Here is a 15445-nt window from a genome sequence, read left to right as displayed (position 1 = left end):
GGCGGCGGGTTTGAGTGAACGGTACTGGCTGTGGGAAACCCGCGTCCTTGCGAGCCAGTGCGGCATGCACTGTGGATGACACTCCTTCAGGTTGGGGTCTCAATGATCCTGAGACGTATCGCGCGGTGGCACTTCGCAAACGCCAATCCGCTTGGCCGCCCAGCGCTCATAAAGCCCAATGGCCACGTCCGCACCGGCCATCGCCGTCAGGCAGCCAAAGGCACCGGCGGCCCAGATCGACACGCCAGCCGCGTACAGCAGCATGATTGCCGAGACCCCGCAGATCATGCAGGCCCCGGACCGCAGTGCCAGACGCCGCAGCAGCGACCAGCCACGGGCGCCCTCCTTGTCAGCTCGCCACATTTCGCCGGACACCCCGCCCACCAAGGCGAGAACGATGACCAGCCAGATCGGCATGTCCAGCAACGCTTGTTGCTCGTTTGTCATGTCACGCCTCCTGGGGGTGATTGATGAGTGATGTGTGTTGAGTTCAAACGATGTCTCTTGAGGTAGGCATTCCAAAAAGCCCGGTGCCGGGGCCTAATGCTGTTCATTCAGGCGCGCTCTTGGATCGTGCGTACCTTTGTGGCGAGCGAGCTTGCTCCCTCGCCACAGGTTTCTCTGATTCAAGACTCTTTTCAGTGAACAGCATTAGGCGCCTGGGCCGGGCTTTTGAGTAATACGGTCCTGGTTTAGATGCAGACGTTGTGGAATGCATCAACCGTGCTTATGGAACTTCAGGCCAAGTGACGGTCAGCGGGTAGCCCGGTTGTTTGTTGACGTTGCTCATATCGATGAAGAACTGCTTGTACGCCAGCAACCCGGCTTCATCAGCTGGAGTGGCCAGACCCAGCTCAACCTTGTACGCCAGCGCGGTAGAAGCCAGGGTGGCATTGGCTCGTTCAATACGTGGCATTCTTGCGCTGCGCAGTTGGATAGCAAGCGCGGACTGCTGGCCCCACGGATCGCTGTCGGTAAACGTCCAGACGCCGTTTGTGTTCACCGCGTTCCAGGAATAATCGATCTTGGGCAATGCGGTGACATCCACCCAGACTTGATCGGACGGAAACTCTTCGGTGATCGGGTTGTTGGTTTCGAAGATGTTGTCGACCTTGCCATCAACGACACGTACGTACTTTTTCATAGTCATTTCCTTTTTGATTGCCGGCATCCCGGCATTTCGGTTCCTGCCCAGGTAGGCATTCCAAAAAGCCCGGTATTGGCCGGGCTTTTCAGTAATGCGGTCCTTCGCCTTCCTTTGATCCTGTGCACAAAAAAGGAAGCTGACCTTTCGGCGCTACTGGCGCGGTACGAGTCCATTCAAATTGTTTTTCCGACCGCGGTCCCTGCCCGCCGGATAACTGCTTCTGGTGCTTTACGCTGCACACCCGGGTCAGTTGCCAACCCTCTGAACCGTTGAGGCCGGTTCATCGCTGCCTTTGTTGTGGAACTAAAGAGCTTCGTTTCGAGCCACTTTGTTGAGCGGCTTGAGACAAAGAATATGCATGGATGCATATACAGTCAATGCATAAATGCATTTATTTATGCATTACAAATGCACTGGCGCATTAAAGCCCCGCAGACAAAGGCGTTGGCGGTTTTCGGCAGGCGAAAAAAAACCCGCCGGGTAGCGGGTTTTATCTGACAGCGATGAGGTTAACGGGCGTACATGCCCCACCAGAAGACGTGACCAAGGATGACAATCTGCTCTTCCTGGATCTCCTGGAAGCTGTAGTCCTCGTCCGGATGCTCATCGCGATTGAAGCTGCGCAGGCGAATCCCTGTCGGCAGGCGATAAAGCTGTTTCACCCGCAACTGGCCGTTGTGGTTGATGGCGTACAAGTCACCGTCAACGATGTCGCCAATCCCGCATTTGCCGGCATTCACCCCGACCGTGGCGCCATCGCGCAGCACCGGCAACATGCTGTTGCCGCGCACGGTCACGCATTTGGCCTGATCGAACTGCACGCCGTTGTGGCGCAAGCTACGCTTGCCGAAGCGCAGGCTAGAGCGCTCGCTCTCTTCGATGACGAATCTTCCTGATCCAGCAGCCAATTCAACCTCGCGAAGAAAGGGGACCGACACCTCGTCGTCATCGACTGGCGTATCGTCGTCCCACAGGCTTATGTCCTTGAGTTCCGAATGCGATTCATCGCGCCCAGCGTTGGCAGCAGGCGCGACATCTGCGCGGCCACGCAACTGATCGGTGCTCACGGCGAAGTATTCGGCAATCTTCGAAATATGTTTATCCGAAGGATCGACGATCTTCCCGCTGAGGATCCGCGAGAGAGTGGATTGAGGCACGCCGGTGCGACGGTGAAGCTCCGTGGGGGAGATCCCGTGCTGATCGAGCAGCGTTCTTAAGACGGTAGAAACATTGCGTTTTTGCATAACGCGCATAGTGCTTGATCTTTTTTCGGAAGACAAATGCTGATTTGCATAGATCGTGCATAGCCAGCATAAAGGAACCGGGAGGCTTTCATGCCTGCGTCAGGCAGACCGCCCATGGTAATCTTGCGCCCATCGCGGAAAAGCCGGGCCGATGCCCCTCCTTTGCCCTACACCTTTCAACGAGTTTTCCTGAATTTCCGATGAATAAAGCCCTCTCCGATCTGTCCTCCCACACCCCGATGATGCAGCAGTACTGGCGCCTGAAGAACCAGCACCCTGACCAGCTGATGTTCTACCGCATGGGCGACTTCTACGAGATCTTCTATGAAGACGCGAAGAAGGCCGCCAAGTTGCTGGACATCACCCTGACAGCTCGTGGGCAATCGGCGGGTCAGGCGATTCCGATGTGTGGGATTCCTTACCACGCCGCGGAAGGTTACCTGGCGAAACTGGTGAAGCTCGGCGAGTCGGTGGTGATTTGTGAACAGGTTGGCGACCCGGCCACCAGTAAAGGCCCGGTGGATCGTCAGGTGGTGCGGATCATCACCCCCGGCACAGTCAGCGATGAAGCGCTGCTGGATGAACGTCGGGATAACCTGATCGCAGCGGTGCTGGGTGATGAGCGTCTGTTCGGTCTGGCGGTGCTGGACATTACCAGCGGCAACTTCACCGTGCTGGAGATCAAGGGTTGGGAAAACCTGCTGGCGGAACTGGAGCGGGTCAATCCGGTAGAGCTGATGATCCCGGACGACTGGCCGAAAGACCTGCCGGCGGAAAAACGTCGTGGGGTTCGTCGCCGTGCGCCGTGGGATTTCGAACGTGATTCGGCGCTGAAAAGTCTTTGCCAGCAGTTTTCCACCCAGGACCTGAAAGGTTTCGGCTGCGAGAACTTGACCCTGGCGATCGGCGCCGCCGGTTGCCTGCTCAGCTACGCCAAGGAAACCCAGCGCACCGCCCTGCCGCACTTGCGCAGCCTGCGTCATGAACGCCTGGACGACACTGTAGTGTTGGACGGCGCGAGCCGTCGCAACCTGGAACTGGACACCAACCTGGCCGGCGGTCGCGACAACACTTTGCAATCGGTGGTCGATCGCTGCCAGACCGCCATGGGCAGCCGACTGCTGACCCGCTGGCTGAACCGTCCACTGCGGGACTTGACCGTATTGCTGGCGCGTCAAAGCTCGATCACTTGCCTGCTCGACGGTTACCGCTTCGAAAAACTGCAACCGCAGCTCAAGGAAATCGGTGACATCGAGCGGATTCTCGCGCGAATCGGCCTGCGCAATGCCCGTCCTCGTGACTTGGCGCGCCTGCGTGACGCACTCGGTGCACTGCCAGAGTTGCAGGTAGCGATGGCCGAGCTTGAAGCTCCGCACATCATCCAACTGGCGACGACCACCAGCACCTACCCGGAACTGGCGGCGCTGCTGGAAAAAGCCATTATCGACAACCCGCCCGCAGTCATCCGTGACGGCGGCGTGTTGAAAACCGGTTACGACAGCGAACTCGACGAACTGCAATCGCTCAGCGAAAACGCCGGGCAGTTTCTGATCGATCTCGAAGCGCGTGAGAAAGCCCGCACCGGCCTGTCGCATTTGAAGGTCGGCTACAACCGGATTCACGGCTACTTCATCGAGTTGCCGAGCAAGCAGGCCGAATCGGCACCTGCGGATTATATTCGCCGGCAGACCCTCAAAGGCGCCGAGCGCTTCATCACCCCGGAACTGAAGGCGTTCGAAGACAAGGCGCTGTCCGCCAAGAGCCGCGCCCTGGCTCGCGAGAAGATGCTCTACGAAGCGCTGCTCGAAGACTTGATCGCCCAGTTGCCGCCCTTGCAAGACACGGCCGCCGCACTGGCCGAGCTGGACGTGTTGAGCAACCTCGCCGAGCGTGCACTGAATCTGGACCTGAACTGCCCGCGCTTCGTCAGCGAGCCGTGCATGCGCATCACCCAGGGTCGTCACCCAGTGGTCGAGCAAGTCCTCACCACGCCGTTTGTGGCCAACGACCTGAGCCTTGACGACAACACCCGCATGCTGGTGATCACTGGTCCGAACATGGGCGGTAAATCTACCTACATGCGTCAGACTGCGTTGATCGTGTTGCTAGCGCATATCGGCAGTTTTGTGCCGGCGGCCAGTTGCGAATTGTCCTTGGTAGACCGGATCTTCACCCGGATAGGTTCGAGCGATGACTTGGCGGGCGGTCGTTCGACCTTCATGGTTGAAATGAGCGAAACCGCGAACATCCTGCACAACGCCACCGAACGCAGTCTGGTGCTGATGGACGAAGTCGGTCGCGGCACCAGCACCTTTGACGGTCTGTCCCTGGCCTGGGCCGCGGCTGAGCGTTTGGCGCACCTGCGGGCCTACACACTGTTCGCTACCCACTATTTCGAGCTGACAGTGCTGCCGGAAGCCCAGCCGCTGGTGGCCAACGTGCACCTCAACGCTACTGAGCACAACGAACGCATCGTGTTCCTGCACCACGTGCTGCCTGGGCCTGCCAGCCAGAGCTACGGCTTGGCGGTTGCGCAGTTGGCCGGTGTGCCGAGCGAAGTGATCGTGCGGGCTCGCGAGCATTTGAGCCGACTGGAATCCACAGCGCTGCCTCATGAGGTTCCAAAGCCGATCAAAGGCAAACCGGTTACGCCGCAGCAGAGCGACATGTTCGCCAGCCTGCCGCACCCGGTGCTGGATGAACTGGCCAAACTTGATCTGGACGACATGTCACCGCGTCGTGCGCTCGAAATGCTCTATACACTAAAGACACGGATCTAACGCACTTGCCTGCAAGCTGTTAGAATCTCGCGCGGTTTGGGATGCTGCAGGCCAATAGCCTGACCTGCAGACTATCGCTCCCAAACCTGGCGACCCCAACGTGAAGGGGCTCCGCTGCCGCCGCCTGAGGAGAAAATTAGAAATGACCTTCGTCGTCACCGACAACTGCATCAAGTGCAAGTACACCGACTGCGTAGAAGTCTGTCCGGTGGACTGCTTTTACGAAGGCCCGAACTTCCTGGTGATTCACCCGGATGAGTGCATCGACTGCGCACTGTGCGAACCAGAATGCCCTGCCGTGGCCATCTTCTCCGAAGATGAAGTTCCGGAAGATATGCAGCAATTCATTCAGCTGAACGTTGAGCTGGCGGAAATCTGGCCCAACATCACCGAGAAGAAAGAATCGTTGCCCGATGCCGAAGAGTGGGATGGCGTCAAAGGCAAGATCAAAGACCTCGAACGCTGATTACCCCCGCGTTCTCGAAAAGGCCCCTTGTGGGCCTTTTTGCTTTTCTGCAGGCAAAAAAAGGGGCGGTATGACCCGCCCACATTTTTTCCCTATTCCTTGTGTTCCTTTTCATCGTCCTGATGAACCGCTTCCTGCGATGTCCGTTCCCCTCTTCCTTGAAGGGCGTGTCTATCCGTCGACACAGTTCAGATACTAGAGAATTCCCCACCAAGAGCAATCGGCTTCAGCCGATCAAATCGCTTGTCATATGCTGTTAATCTAAAAAAATAATCATGTAAATCAATAAGATAAAAAAGAATCACACCTCGAATAGACGACTGCCAGGGTGTAAAAATAACGAACACTTACGAAAGAGTAAGCAAAGACTTACAACACGAGACTACAAACTTGAGGTGATGTCGGCGACAACTCCCTTCCCATATTCCAGACAACAAAAAGCCCCAAACCAGTCGGGGCTATTTGTTACCGGTTGAGCGAATTGCTTATTGGAACAGCGACTCACTCGACAGGCCGTTTTTCTCGAGAATCTCCCGAAGACGCTTGAGGCCTTCGACCTGGATTTGCCTGACCCGCTCTCGGGTCAGGCCGATTTCCAGGCCTACGTCTTCAAGTGTGCTGCTCTCGTGACCTCGCAAGCCGAAGCGGCGTACGACCACCTCGCGTTGTTTGTCGGTCAGCTCCGAGAGCCACTGATCGATGCTCTGTGACAGGTCGTCGTCCTGCAACAGTTCGCATGGATCGGTCGGGCGGTCGTCGGTAAGGGTGTCCAGCAGGGTTTTATCCGAATCCGGACCCAGCGAGACGTCGACCGAAGAAACCCGCTCGTTCAGGCCGAGCATGCGCTTGACCTCGCCTACCGGTTTCTCCAGCAGGTTGGCGATTTCTTCGGGTGAGGGTTCGTGATCGAGCTTTTGAGTCAGCTCCCGTGCAGCCCGCAAGTACACGTTGAGCTCTTTGACCACATGGATCGGCAACCGGATGGTCCGGGTCTGATTCATGATCGCGCGCTCGATGGTCTGACGAATCCACCAGGTCGCGTAGGTCGAAAAGCGGAAGCCACGTTCAGGATCAAACTTTTCTACTGCCCGGATCAGGCCGAGGTTGCCCTCTTCGATCAGGTCCAGCAGCGACAGCCCACGATTGACGTAACGCCGGGCGATTTTCACCACCAGCCGCAGGTTGCTTTCAATCATGCGCTTGCGTCCGGCCGGATCGCCACTTTGCGACAAGCGCGCAAAATGAACTTCTTCTTCCGGGGAGAGCAATGGGGAAAAGCCGATTTCGTTGAGGTACAGCTGCGTGGCATCGAGTGCCCGTGTGTAGTCGATGTACTTGTGTTGCTTAAGCGAAGCGGAGTGTTTGGATTTTGCACGAACGGAAGGTGGTGCATCCCCTTCATCATTCGACATCGAATCCGTGGCGATGCCGGTCTCCATCAGGAGAACCTCATCGTCAATGTCAAACTCCGGCACTTCTTTACTGAGAGCCATTGTTATAGTCCTTTGGTGAGTTCGACCTCAAGCTCAAGCGGCGCCTTGATCCTTGGCAACGCTGGAGCCTGTTCCCTCTACGTGACGGAACAGGCTGGCTAACAAATCAACGACGTGGCAGGAATTGCAGCGGATCTACAGGTTTACCTTGTCGGCGAATCTCAAAATGCAGTTTCACCCGGTCTGTACCCGTTGACCCCATTTCGGCAATTGTCTGTCCGACTTTGACCTGCTGCCCCTCCCGAACCAACAGCCTGCGGTTATGTCCGTAGGCACTGACGTAGGTATCGCTGTGTTTGATGATGACTAATTCGCCGTAGCCCCTTAAGCCACTCCCGGCGTATACCACCGTCCCATCAGACGCAGCTAAAACAGGCTGTCCCAAATCTCCGGCGATATCAATTCCTTTATTCAAACTACCGTTTGAAGAGAATTTACCAATCAGAATGCCATTAGAAGGCCACCCCCAGCCCGTCGGGGCCGGGCCGGCAGGAGGCAGTGGCGCGGGTGCCGGCTTGTTGGCGACGGACGGTGCAAGCACTGTGGTGCTGGTCGTCGCGCCATTTGCCTGGCGCCGAATCACCGTGGTTTTACTCGACGACGAAGGCGAGGAACTCGACGAACTCACTACCGCCGTCGGCGTTGAACCGCTGCGACCGTCGAAGCGAATCGTCTGACCCGGATGGATCGTGTAAGGCGTAGGAATGTTGTTACGTGCCGCGAGGGCTTTGTAGTCCCAACCGTAGCGAAAAGCGATGGAGAACAAGGTGTCCTTGGGGCGGACAACGTACTGTCCGGTGGTCACGGCCGGACGCTGAGCGACCGCGTTGTTGCGATCGACGACGCTCGCACTACCTGATTTGGTGCTGGAACAACCAACCAGCAAGGTACTCAAGACAAGGCCAGTCACCAGACGCTGAAAGCTCGTTATACCCATTCGCTGCGCAATGACTGTGAGACTCACCCGCCGCTCCCTTTGTGGTGGCTGAAAATATGGATTGCCGTGCTCCGGCACGAAATGTCGCAAGTATAACGGGCCGAACAGGCTTTACCTTTAATGAAGCGGATTAGCTTCGCGCACACGTTTGCTGCCAGACGATTGCGTTTAACCAATCGATGCCGCTGTAAGACCCGGGCAATCGAAGAGAATTCAGCGCGCTTAAACAAATGCTCAGGCCAACGGCCCGTTGAGCAATGGCACAAAGCGCACCGCCCCCAGAACACGTCTGGAAAAGCCCTGTTCTTCACGGATGATCAACATCAATTGTTGAACTTCACCAGAGCCGACCGGAATCACCAGTCGCCCGCCCGGTGCCAACTGATCGAGCAGTGCCTGAGGCACGTCGGTGGCCACGGCGGTGACGATGATGCCGTTGTAAGGCGCCAGCGCCGGCCAGCCTTCCCAGCCATCGCCCCAGCGAAATACCACGTTGCGCAGGTTCAGCTCCACCAGGCGCTCCTTGGCGCGGTCTTGCAGAACCTTGATGCGCTCCACGGAAAAAACCCGCTCGACCAATTGCGACAGCACTGCCGTCTGGTAACCAGAACCCGTGCCGATTTCCATCACCTTGTCCAACGGACCGGCTTCCAGCAGCAGCTCGCTCATGCGAGCCACCATATAAGGCTGGGAAATGGTCTGGTTATGCCCGATCGGCAGCGCCGTATCTTCATAGGCGCGATGAGACAGTGCCTCATCGACGAACAAATGACGCGGGGTGCGGCGGATGACTTCCAGCACCTTGGCGTTGGATATTCCCTCTTCATAGAGGCGCTGAATCAGGCGCTCACGGGTTCGTTGAGAGGTCATCCCGATACCGCGATGCAGAATATGGTCTTGTTCACGAGCCATTAACGCAGACCCTCCAGCCAGCCATCGAGACTTCTGAAGGCATCATTAAAGGTGCGATCCAGTTGCAGTGGCGTGATTGAAACATAGCCTTGCATCACCGCATGGAAATCGGTACCCGGGCCGCCATCTTCTGCGTCCCCCGCCGCGGCGATCCAGTAACCGGATTTACCGCGCGGGTCGACCACTTTCATCGGTGCCGCGGCGCGGGCGCGATGGCCAAGGCGAGTCAGCTGAATACCGCGGATGTGCTCCAGCGGCAAGTTGGGAATGTTCACGTTCAGTACCGTGCGCGGTGGCAGTTCAAGGTCCGCGTGAGCCTCTACCAGTTTGCGCGCAAAATAAGCGGCTGTGGGAAGGTTCTCTACTTGCCGTGAGACGAACGAAAAGGCGAACGAAGGACGCCCAAGGAAACGTCCCTCGAGGGCCGCCGCCACGGTGCCGGAATACAGCACGTCATCCCCCAGGTTGGCCCCCAGGTTGATACCGGAAACTACCATGTCCGGCTCAAGCTCCAGCAAGCCGTTAAGGCCCAGGTGCACGCAGTCGGTGGGTGTGCCGTTGAGGCTGATAAAGCCATTGGCCAGAGTTTGCGGGTGCAACGGACGGTCGAGCGTCAGCGAACTGCTGGCGCCGCTTTTGTCCTGGTCCGGGGCGATAACCACACATTCGGTGTAATCCGCCAGCGCAGCATAAAGCGCGGCGAGACCGGGTGCGGTTACCCCATCGTCGTTAGAAATCAGAATACGCATGGGCTGTCCGTCTGCCCCACCGGCACCAGATCGACGAGTTCACGCACCAAAACGGTGGCGAAGCATCCGGCCGGCAGGACGAATTCCAGTTGCAGAATGTCAGGCTCGGGATAATGCCACGTCAACCCGCCAATGGGCAGCCGCAGGATGCGACGTTCGTGGCTCATTCCCGCGTTAATCAACCAATCGCGCAGATCCGCTTCGCGCGCGGCGATTGCCTGTTCCAGTTCATGGACAGCGCCTGACGTCGGCGAGTCACCTTCGCCCCACTGCGGGCCGGTGGGGTGCAGGTCGAGAATCGCCAGACGCGGATCGCTGCATTCGGCTTCACCTGCCGGGAAAAAACTGCGGCTGTCGGTGAATGCCAGCAGATCGCCTACCTGAGCCCGCTGCCAGGTGCCATCGGCGACACGCGCCGCCAACACTTGATTGAACAGAAAACTACGGGCGGTGGAGAGTAGCCGCGAACGCACATTGCGTTGTTCTGGCAGGGCCTTACGCGCCGCCCAGGCACGGGCGTCGACCACGTTGCCGCCGTCAAAGCCGAAACGCTGGGCGCCGAAATAATTGGGAATACCTTGCTTGGCGATCAGTTGCAGACGCTCTTCGATCGCCGCCTTGTCACCGGCGAACTGGGTCAAGCGCAAGGTGAAGCCGTTGGCCGAATGGGCACCGCGTTGCAGTTTGCGTTTATGCCGACCGGTCTTGAGGATTTTCAGCGTGTCATTTTCCGCCGCCGACAGATCAGGATCAGCCTTGCCCGGCAGTTGCACGCTAAACCACTGGCGAGTCAGCGCCTGACGGTCCTTGAGGCCGGCATAGCTGACGGTGCGCAACGGCACACCCGCCGCCTTGGCAATGCGCCGTGCCGCTTCTTCGGTATTCAGGCCGCGCTTTTCCACCCAGATCCACAGGTGTTCGCCATCACCACTGAGGGGGATATCAAGCACTTCATCGACCTGAAAATCTTCTGCTGTGGCTTTCAGTACAGCAGTACCGAGAGACTCACCATAGGCCCGCGGGCCGAGCAATTGCAGTTCGTTCATGCGCGCAGCAACAGGGCAACGGAGTGCACGGCAATGCCTTCTTCGCGACCGACAAAGCCAAGCTTTTCGGTGGTGGTAGCTTTCACGTTCACTTGATCCAACTCAACTTGAAGATCCGCGGCAATCAGCGCGCGCATCGATTCGATATGCGGGGCCATTTTCGGGGCCTGGGCAACAATGGTGTTATCGACGTTGCCGACTTTCCAGCCCTTGGCATGGATCAGTGCGACGACGTGACGCAACAGCACACGGCTGTCGGCGCCCTTGAATTGCGGGTCGGTGTCCGGGAAGTGCTTGCCGATATCACCCAGCGCGGCAGCGCCGAGCAAGGCGTCGCTCAAGGCGTGCAGCAGGACATCACCGTCGGAATGGGCGAGCAGCCCGAAGCTGTGTGCAATCCGCACGCCGCCCAGAGTGATGAAATCGCCTTCAGCGAAACGGTGCACATCGTAGCCGTGGCCAATACGCATAAAAAAACGCCCCGATTTTTGTCAGGGCGTGATTCTACCTGCTTTGTCAGACATTAGGCGCCTAGAGCACGCGCATGATGTTGCAGGTGGTCGTCAATGAAGCTGGCGATGAAGAAATAACTGTGGTCGTAGCCCGGTTGCAGACGCAACGTCAGCGGATGACCTGCCAGTTTGGCAGCCTGTTGCAAAGCTTCAGGCTTGAGCTGGGTGGCCAGGAAATCATCGCGATCACCCTGATCGACCAGCAGCGGCAGCTTCTCGTCAGCCTCGGCAATCAACGCACAGGCATCCCATTCGCGCCACTTCGAACGGTCTTCTCCCAAGTAACGGGAAAAGGCTTTCTGCCCCCAAGGGCAATCAATCGGATTGTTGATCGGCGAGAACGCCGATACCGACAGATAACGCCCCGGATTGCGCAACGCGCAGACCAACGCGCCGTGGCCACCCATGGAGTGACCGCTGATGCCACGCTTTTCCGATGTCGGGAAATGCGCTTCGACCAATGCCGGCAATTCCTGCACGACATAGTCATGCATTCGATAGTGCCGTGACCAGGGTTCCTGAGTGGCATTAAGATAAAAGCCGGCACCGAGGCCGAAGTCCCAGGCGCTATCCGGATCACCCGGCACATCAGGACCGCGAGGACTGGTGTCCGGTGCGACGATGATCAGCCCCAGCTCGGCGGCCATGCGCATGGCGCCGGCCTTTTGCATGAAGTTCTCGTCGGTGCAAGTCAGGCCGGACAACCAGTACAGCACCGGCAGCTTCCCACCCTGCTCCGCTTGCGGTGGCAGGTACACGGCAAACACCATGTCGCAACCGAGCACGTCGGATCGGTGCCGATAGCGCTTGTGCCAACCGCCGAAGCTTTTCTGACAGGAGATATTTTCCAGGCTCATGACCGACCTCAGAAATGGATGACGGTACGGATGCTTTTGCCTTCATGCATCAGGTCAAACGCTTTGTTGATATCTTCCAGGCCCATCGTGTGGGTGATGAAGGTATCCAGCGGGATCTCGCCGGTCTGGGCCATTTCCACATAGCTCGGCAACTCGGTACGCCCACGCACACCACCGAACGCCGAACCGCGCCAGACGCGACCGGTCACCAGTTGGAATGGACGGGTGGATATTTCCTGACCGGCGCCGGCCACGCCGATGATCACCGACTCACCCCAACCCTTGTGGCAGCACTCAAGTGCAGCACGCATCAACTGGACGTTGCCGATGCACTCGAAGGAAAAGTCGACGCCGCCATCGGTCATGTCGACGATCACTTCCTGAATCGGACGATCGAAGTCTTTCGGGTTTACACAATCGGTAGCGCCCAATTGCTTGGCGATCTCGAACTTGGCCGGGTTGATGTCGATGGCGATAATCCGCGCTGCCTTGGCTTTGACCGCGCCAATCACCGCCGACAGACCGATGCCGCCCAGGCCGAAAATGGCGACGGTGTCACCTGGTTTGACCTTGGCAGTGTTGATTACCGCGCCGATGCCAGTAGTGACGCCACAACCCAGCAGGCAGACTTTTTCCAAGGGTGCTTCTTTAGGAATTTTGGCGACGGAGATTTCCGGCAGCACGGTGTACTCGGAGAAAGTCGAGGTGCCCATGTAGTGGAAAATCGTTTCGCCCTTGTAGGAAAAACGCGAAGTGCCATCCGGCATCAGGCCTTTACCTTGAGTCGCGCGAATCGCCTGGCAGAGGTTGGTTTTGCCCGACAGACAGAATTTGCACTTGCCGCATTCCGGGGTGTACAGCGGGATCACATGGTCGCCGACCGCGACCGAAGTCACGCCCTCGCCGATCGCTTCGACCACCGCGCCCCCTTCGTGACCCAGGATCGACGGGAAGATACCTTCCGGGTCAGCGCCCGAGAGGGTGTAGGCATCGGTATGGCAGACACCGGAGGCGACTACACGCAGCAGGACTTCACCCGCCTTGGGCATGGCGACATCGACTTCAACGATCTCGAGGGGTTTCTTGGCCTCGAAGGCAACGGCGGCGCGCGACTTGATCATGCTGTCTCTCCAGTGAATAAAAACAAGACAAGGAGTGTAATACAGCGGCTTACGATGAATAATCAGGACAAAAGCAAAACATTATTGCCATACAGGGATAATCCTGATGTCCGAAAACCGCTGGGAAGGCATCGATGAGTTCGTCGCCGTGGCCGAGTGCAGCCAATTCACCGCTGCGGCTGAACGCCTTGGGGTGTCTTCCTCTCATATCAGTCGCCAAATCGTACGGCTGGAAGAGCGTCTGCAAACCCGTTTGCTCTATCGCAGCACCCGCCGGGTCACGCTGACCGAGGCCGGGCAAACTTTTTTGCAGCATTGCCAGCGTTTGCAGGACGGTCGCGAAGAAGCCTTGCGCGCTGTCGGCGACCTGACCAGCGAACCCAAGGGCATGCTGCGCATGACCTGTGCCGTGGCCTACGGCGAACGATTCATCGTGCCACTGGTGACTCGCTTCATGGGACTGTATCCGCAACTGCGCGTCGACATCGAACTGAGCAACCGCCCGCTCGACCTTGTGCATGAAGGGTTGGACCTGGCCATCCGCCTCGGTCGTCTACAAGATTCAAGATTGGTCGCCACACGCCTGGCACCACGGCGCATGTACTTGTGCGCCTCGCCCTCCTACCTGGAAAGGTATGGTCGCCCACACAGCTTGTCGGAACTGAGTCGGCATAACTGCCTCATCGGCAGCTCGGACATCTGGCAACTGGAACAGAACGGGCGGGAATTTTCCCAGCGAGTGCAGGGAAACTGGCGCTGCAACAGTGGGCAGGCAGTGCTGGATGCCGCGCTACAAGGGGTTGGGTTGTGTCAGTTGCCGGATTACTACGTGCTGGAATACCTGAAAAACGGCGAATTGATTTCGCTGCTGGAAGCCCACCAACCGCCGAACACAGCGGTTTGGGCGCTTTACCCACAGCAACGGCATCTGTCGCCGAAGGTGCGCAAGTTGGTGGATTACTTGAAGGAAGGGTTGGCCGAACGGCCGGAGTATCGGGCTTGATATCAAAAGATCGCAGCCTGCGGCAGCTCCTACAGTGATCGTGTGCACTGCGAATTAACGGGTGTACTCGATACCTGTAGGAGCTGCCGCAGGCTGCGATCTTTTAACGTCGGTTCGCCCAACGCTGGCGCAACCACTCCAGATCTTCAGGGCGAGTGACTTTGATGTTATCGGATCGCCCCTCAATCAAGCGCGGCGCCTGGCCTGACCATTCCATGGCCGAGGCTTCATCGGTGACGACAACGTCCGCCACCAGACTGTCCGCCAACGCCCGATGCAACGCGCCAAGGCGAAACATCTGCGGCGTATAGGCCTGCCAGATCACGCTGCGATCCACCGTTTCCAGCACGCGCCCATGCTGGTCGACCCGCTTGAGGGTATCGCGCGCAGGCACCGCCAACAGACCGCCCACCAGATCGTCGGCCAGCTCACTGAGCAATTTATCGAGATCATCCCGTGCCAGATTCGGACGTGCGGCATCGTGAACCAATACCCAATCCTCATCGTCAGCGCCTTGGGCATGCAGATGCAGCAAGGCATTGAGCACCGACCCGGAGCGTTCGGCGCCACCTTCAACCCGCTGAATACGCGGATCGGCAGCACATGCCAGGTTTGGCCAGTAAGGATCGTCGATTGCAAGACTGACCACCAACCCCTTCAGGGCAGGATGATCGAGGAAACAGCCGAGGCTGTGTTCGAGAATAGTGCGCCCGCCCAGTTGCAAGTATTGCTTGGGACGGTCCGCGGCCATACGGGCACCGACGCCCGCGGCAGGAATCACGGCCCAGAAGGCCGGTAACGAATTAATCATTGGGCCAACTGGTAAAGAGTTTCACCGTCCTTGACCATGCCCAACTCATGACGAGCCCGTTCTTCAACGGTCTCCATGCCCTTTTTCAATTCGCTGACTTCCGCGTCCATCACCCGATTGCGCTCCAGCAACGCCTCGTTCTCGGCGTGTTGATCCGCAATCTGCTGCTTCAGCTCGGCCACTTGCGCCAGACTGCCATTACCCACCCACAGGCGGTACTGCAGGCCGGCCAGCAGCAAGAGCAAGACGAGGAACAACCAATTGGGACTGCGCATCGAATATCAGGTATCCAGTGAAAAAAGACAGCCATGCCAAAACTTTGAAGCTTCTGATAGCACGAAGCCTGGAAGAACCAGGCTTGTGCTCT

16 protein-coding genes are annotated in these 15445 nt (G+C 58.0%); 3 read left to right on the top strand and 13 right to left on the bottom strand.

What is annotated here, in order from left to right; genetic code table 11:
- Nucleotides 1–99: 99 nt before the first annotated feature.
- The 3 genes from TU81_RS04980 to TU81_RS04970 form a co-directional block, all read right to left on the bottom strand.
- Nucleotides 100–447, bottom strand: coding sequence for a phage holin family protein (locus TU81_RS04980; RefSeq protein WP_038979169.1), 348 nt, complete (start codon nucleotides 445–447; stop codon nucleotides 100–102).
- A gap of 280 nt (nucleotides 448–727) precedes the next feature.
- Nucleotides 728–1144 carry a tail fiber assembly protein gene (locus tag TU81_RS04975; protein WP_038979168.1) on the bottom strand — a complete coding sequence of 139 codons (417 nt, stop codon included), beginning with the start codon at nucleotides 1142–1144 and terminating at the stop codon, nucleotides 728–730.
- A 512-nt stretch (nucleotides 1145–1656) separates the two neighbouring features.
- A complete protein-coding gene (locus TU81_RS04970) occupies nucleotides 1657–2391 on the bottom strand; it encodes an XRE family transcriptional regulator (RefSeq protein ID WP_048394481.1) in 735 nt (244 codons plus the stop codon).
- A 200-nt stretch (nucleotides 2392–2591) separates the two neighbouring features.
- Between TU81_RS04970 and mutS the strand changes: the two genes are divergently transcribed.
- Nucleotides 2592–5171, top strand: coding sequence for a DNA mismatch repair protein MutS (gene mutS / locus TU81_RS04965; RefSeq protein ID WP_048393809.1), 2580 nt, complete (start codon nucleotides 2592–2594; stop codon nucleotides 5169–5171).
- A 142-nt stretch (nucleotides 5172–5313) separates the two neighbouring features.
- Entirely contained in the window at nucleotides 5314–5637 is a 324-nt protein-coding gene (gene fdxA / locus TU81_RS04960; protein ID WP_008154011.1) for a ferredoxin FdxA, read from the top strand.
- 485 nt (nucleotides 5638–6122) lie between these two features.
- Here the strand turns inward: fdxA and rpoS are convergent, their stop codons facing one another.
- The 8 genes from rpoS to TU81_RS04920 all read right to left on the bottom strand — a co-directional run bounded on the left by rpoS (nucleotide 6123) and on the right by TU81_RS04920 (nucleotide 13264).
- A complete protein-coding gene (rpoS, locus tag TU81_RS04955) occupies nucleotides 6123–7130 on the bottom strand; it encodes an RNA polymerase sigma factor RpoS (protein WP_007907200.1) in 1008 nt (335 codons plus the stop codon).
- A gap of 106 nt (nucleotides 7131–7236) precedes the next feature.
- A complete protein-coding gene (locus TU81_RS29315; protein WP_038979166.1) occupies nucleotides 7237–8094 on the bottom strand; it encodes a peptidoglycan DD-metalloendopeptidase family protein in 858 nt (285 codons plus the stop codon).
- 207 nt (nucleotides 8095–8301) lie between these two features.
- A complete protein-coding gene (locus TU81_RS04945) occupies nucleotides 8302–8937 on the bottom strand; it encodes a protein-L-isoaspartate(D-aspartate) O-methyltransferase (RefSeq protein WP_173667553.1) in 636 nt (211 codons plus the stop codon).
- Nucleotides 8938–8978: 41 nt separating this feature from the next.
- On the bottom strand, nucleotides 8979–9728 hold the full coding sequence (gene surE, locus TU81_RS04940) for a 5'/3'-nucleotidase SurE (protein WP_030127971.1): 750 nt from the start codon (nucleotides 9726–9728) through the stop codon (nucleotides 8979–8981).
- Entirely contained in the window at nucleotides 9716–10774 is a 1059-nt protein-coding gene (gene truD, locus TU81_RS04935; protein ID WP_038979165.1) for a tRNA pseudouridine(13) synthase TruD, read from the bottom strand. Before truD ends, surE begins: the two co-directional genes overlap by 13 nt.
- The gene (gene ispF / locus TU81_RS04930; protein ID WP_038979164.1) at nucleotides 10771–11244 is read right to left on the bottom strand and encodes a 2-C-methyl-D-erythritol 2,4-cyclodiphosphate synthase; all 474 of its coding nucleotides are present in this window, start codon (nucleotides 11242–11244) and stop codon (nucleotides 10771–10773) included. Before ispF ends, truD begins: the two co-directional genes overlap by 4 nt.
- A gap of 53 nt (nucleotides 11245–11297) precedes the next feature.
- Complete coding sequence (gene fghA / locus TU81_RS04925; protein WP_048393804.1) at nucleotides 11298–12143, bottom strand: S-formylglutathione hydrolase; 846 nt, start codon at nucleotides 12141–12143, stop codon at nucleotides 11298–11300.
- Between the two features lie 8 nt (nucleotides 12144–12151).
- Nucleotides 12152–13264 (bottom strand): S-(hydroxymethyl)glutathione dehydrogenase/class III alcohol dehydrogenase, encoded by a 1113-nt coding sequence (locus tag TU81_RS04920; protein ID WP_038979162.1) that lies wholly within the window; start codon nucleotides 13262–13264, stop codon nucleotides 12152–12154.
- A 106-nt stretch (nucleotides 13265–13370) separates the two neighbouring features.
- On the opposite strand from TU81_RS04920, the gene TU81_RS04915 reads away from it, so the two are divergent.
- A complete protein-coding gene (locus TU81_RS04915) occupies nucleotides 13371–14267 on the top strand; it encodes a LysR substrate-binding domain-containing protein (protein WP_038979161.1) in 897 nt (298 codons plus the stop codon).
- A 103-nt stretch (nucleotides 14268–14370) separates the two neighbouring features.
- On the opposite strand, the gene ispD is transcribed toward TU81_RS04915, so the two are convergent.
- Nucleotides 14371–15078, bottom strand: a complete 708-nt coding sequence (ispD, locus tag TU81_RS04910) for a 2-C-methyl-D-erythritol 4-phosphate cytidylyltransferase (protein ID WP_048393802.1) — start codon at nucleotides 15076–15078, stop codon at nucleotides 14371–14373.
- Nucleotides 15075–15353, bottom strand: a complete 279-nt coding sequence (gene ftsB, locus TU81_RS04905; protein WP_007907178.1) for a cell division protein FtsB — start codon at nucleotides 15351–15353, stop codon at nucleotides 15075–15077. Before ftsB ends, ispD begins: the two co-directional genes overlap by 4 nt.
- Between the last annotated feature and the right edge of the window lie 92 nt (nucleotides 15354–15445).

Source organism: Pseudomonas lini (assembly GCF_001042905.1).
Lineage (GTDB): Bacteria > Pseudomonadota > Gammaproteobacteria > Pseudomonadales > Pseudomonadaceae > Aquipseudomonas > Aquipseudomonas lini.
Note: the sequence above shows the minus strand (reverse complement) of the source record. Positions and strands in the feature narration are given on the sequence as shown.

Bases quoted from the DNA above. Each gene is read 5' to 3' on its own strand.
- TU81_RS04980 (WP_038979169.1), bottom strand. From the start codon at position 447: ATGACAAACGAGCAACAAGCGTTGCTGGACATGCCGATCTGGCTGGTC.
- TU81_RS04975 (WP_038979168.1), bottom strand. From the start codon at position 1,144: ATGAAAAAGTACGTACGTGTCGTTGATGGCAAGGTCGACAACATCTTC.
- TU81_RS04970 (WP_048394481.1), bottom strand. From the start codon at position 2,391: ATGCAAAAACGCAATGTTTCTACCGTCTTAAGAACGCTGCTCGATCAG.
- mutS (WP_048393809.1), top strand. From the start codon at position 2,592: ATGAATAAAGCCCTCTCCGATCTGTCCTCCCACACCCCGATGATGCAG.
- fdxA (WP_008154011.1), top strand. From the start codon at position 5,314: ATGACCTTCGTCGTCACCGACAACTGCATCAAGTGCAAGTACACCGAC.
- rpoS (WP_007907200.1), bottom strand. From the start codon at position 7,130: ATGGCTCTCAGTAAAGAAGTGCCGGAGTTTGACATTGACGATGAGGTT.
- TU81_RS04945 (WP_173667553.1), bottom strand. From the start codon at position 8,937: ATGACCTCTCAACGAACCCGTGAGCGCCTGATTCAGCGCCTCTATGAA.
- surE (WP_030127971.1), bottom strand. From the start codon at position 9,728: ATGCGTATTCTGATTTCTAACGACGATGGGGTAACCGCACCCGGTCTC.
- truD (WP_038979165.1), bottom strand. From the start codon at position 10,774: ATGAACGAACTGCAATTGCTCGGCCCGCGGGCCTATGGTGAGTCTCTC.
- ispF (WP_038979164.1), bottom strand. From the start codon at position 11,244: ATGCGTATTGGCCACGGCTACGATGTGCACCGTTTCGCTGAAGGCGAT.
- fghA (WP_048393804.1), bottom strand. From the start codon at position 12,143: ATGAGCCTGGAAAATATCTCCTGTCAGAAAAGCTTCGGCGGTTGGCAC.
- TU81_RS04920 (WP_038979162.1), bottom strand. From the start codon at position 13,264: ATGATCAAGTCGCGCGCCGCCGTTGCCTTCGAGGCCAAGAAACCCCTC.
- TU81_RS04915 (WP_038979161.1), top strand. From the start codon at position 13,371: ATGTCCGAAAACCGCTGGGAAGGCATCGATGAGTTCGTCGCCGTGGCC.
- ispD (WP_048393802.1), bottom strand. From the start codon at position 15,078: ATGATTAATTCGTTACCGGCCTTCTGGGCCGTGATTCCTGCCGCGGGC.
- ftsB (WP_007907178.1), bottom strand. From the start codon at position 15,353: ATGCGCAGTCCCAATTGGTTGTTCCTCGTCTTGCTCTTGCTGCTGGCC.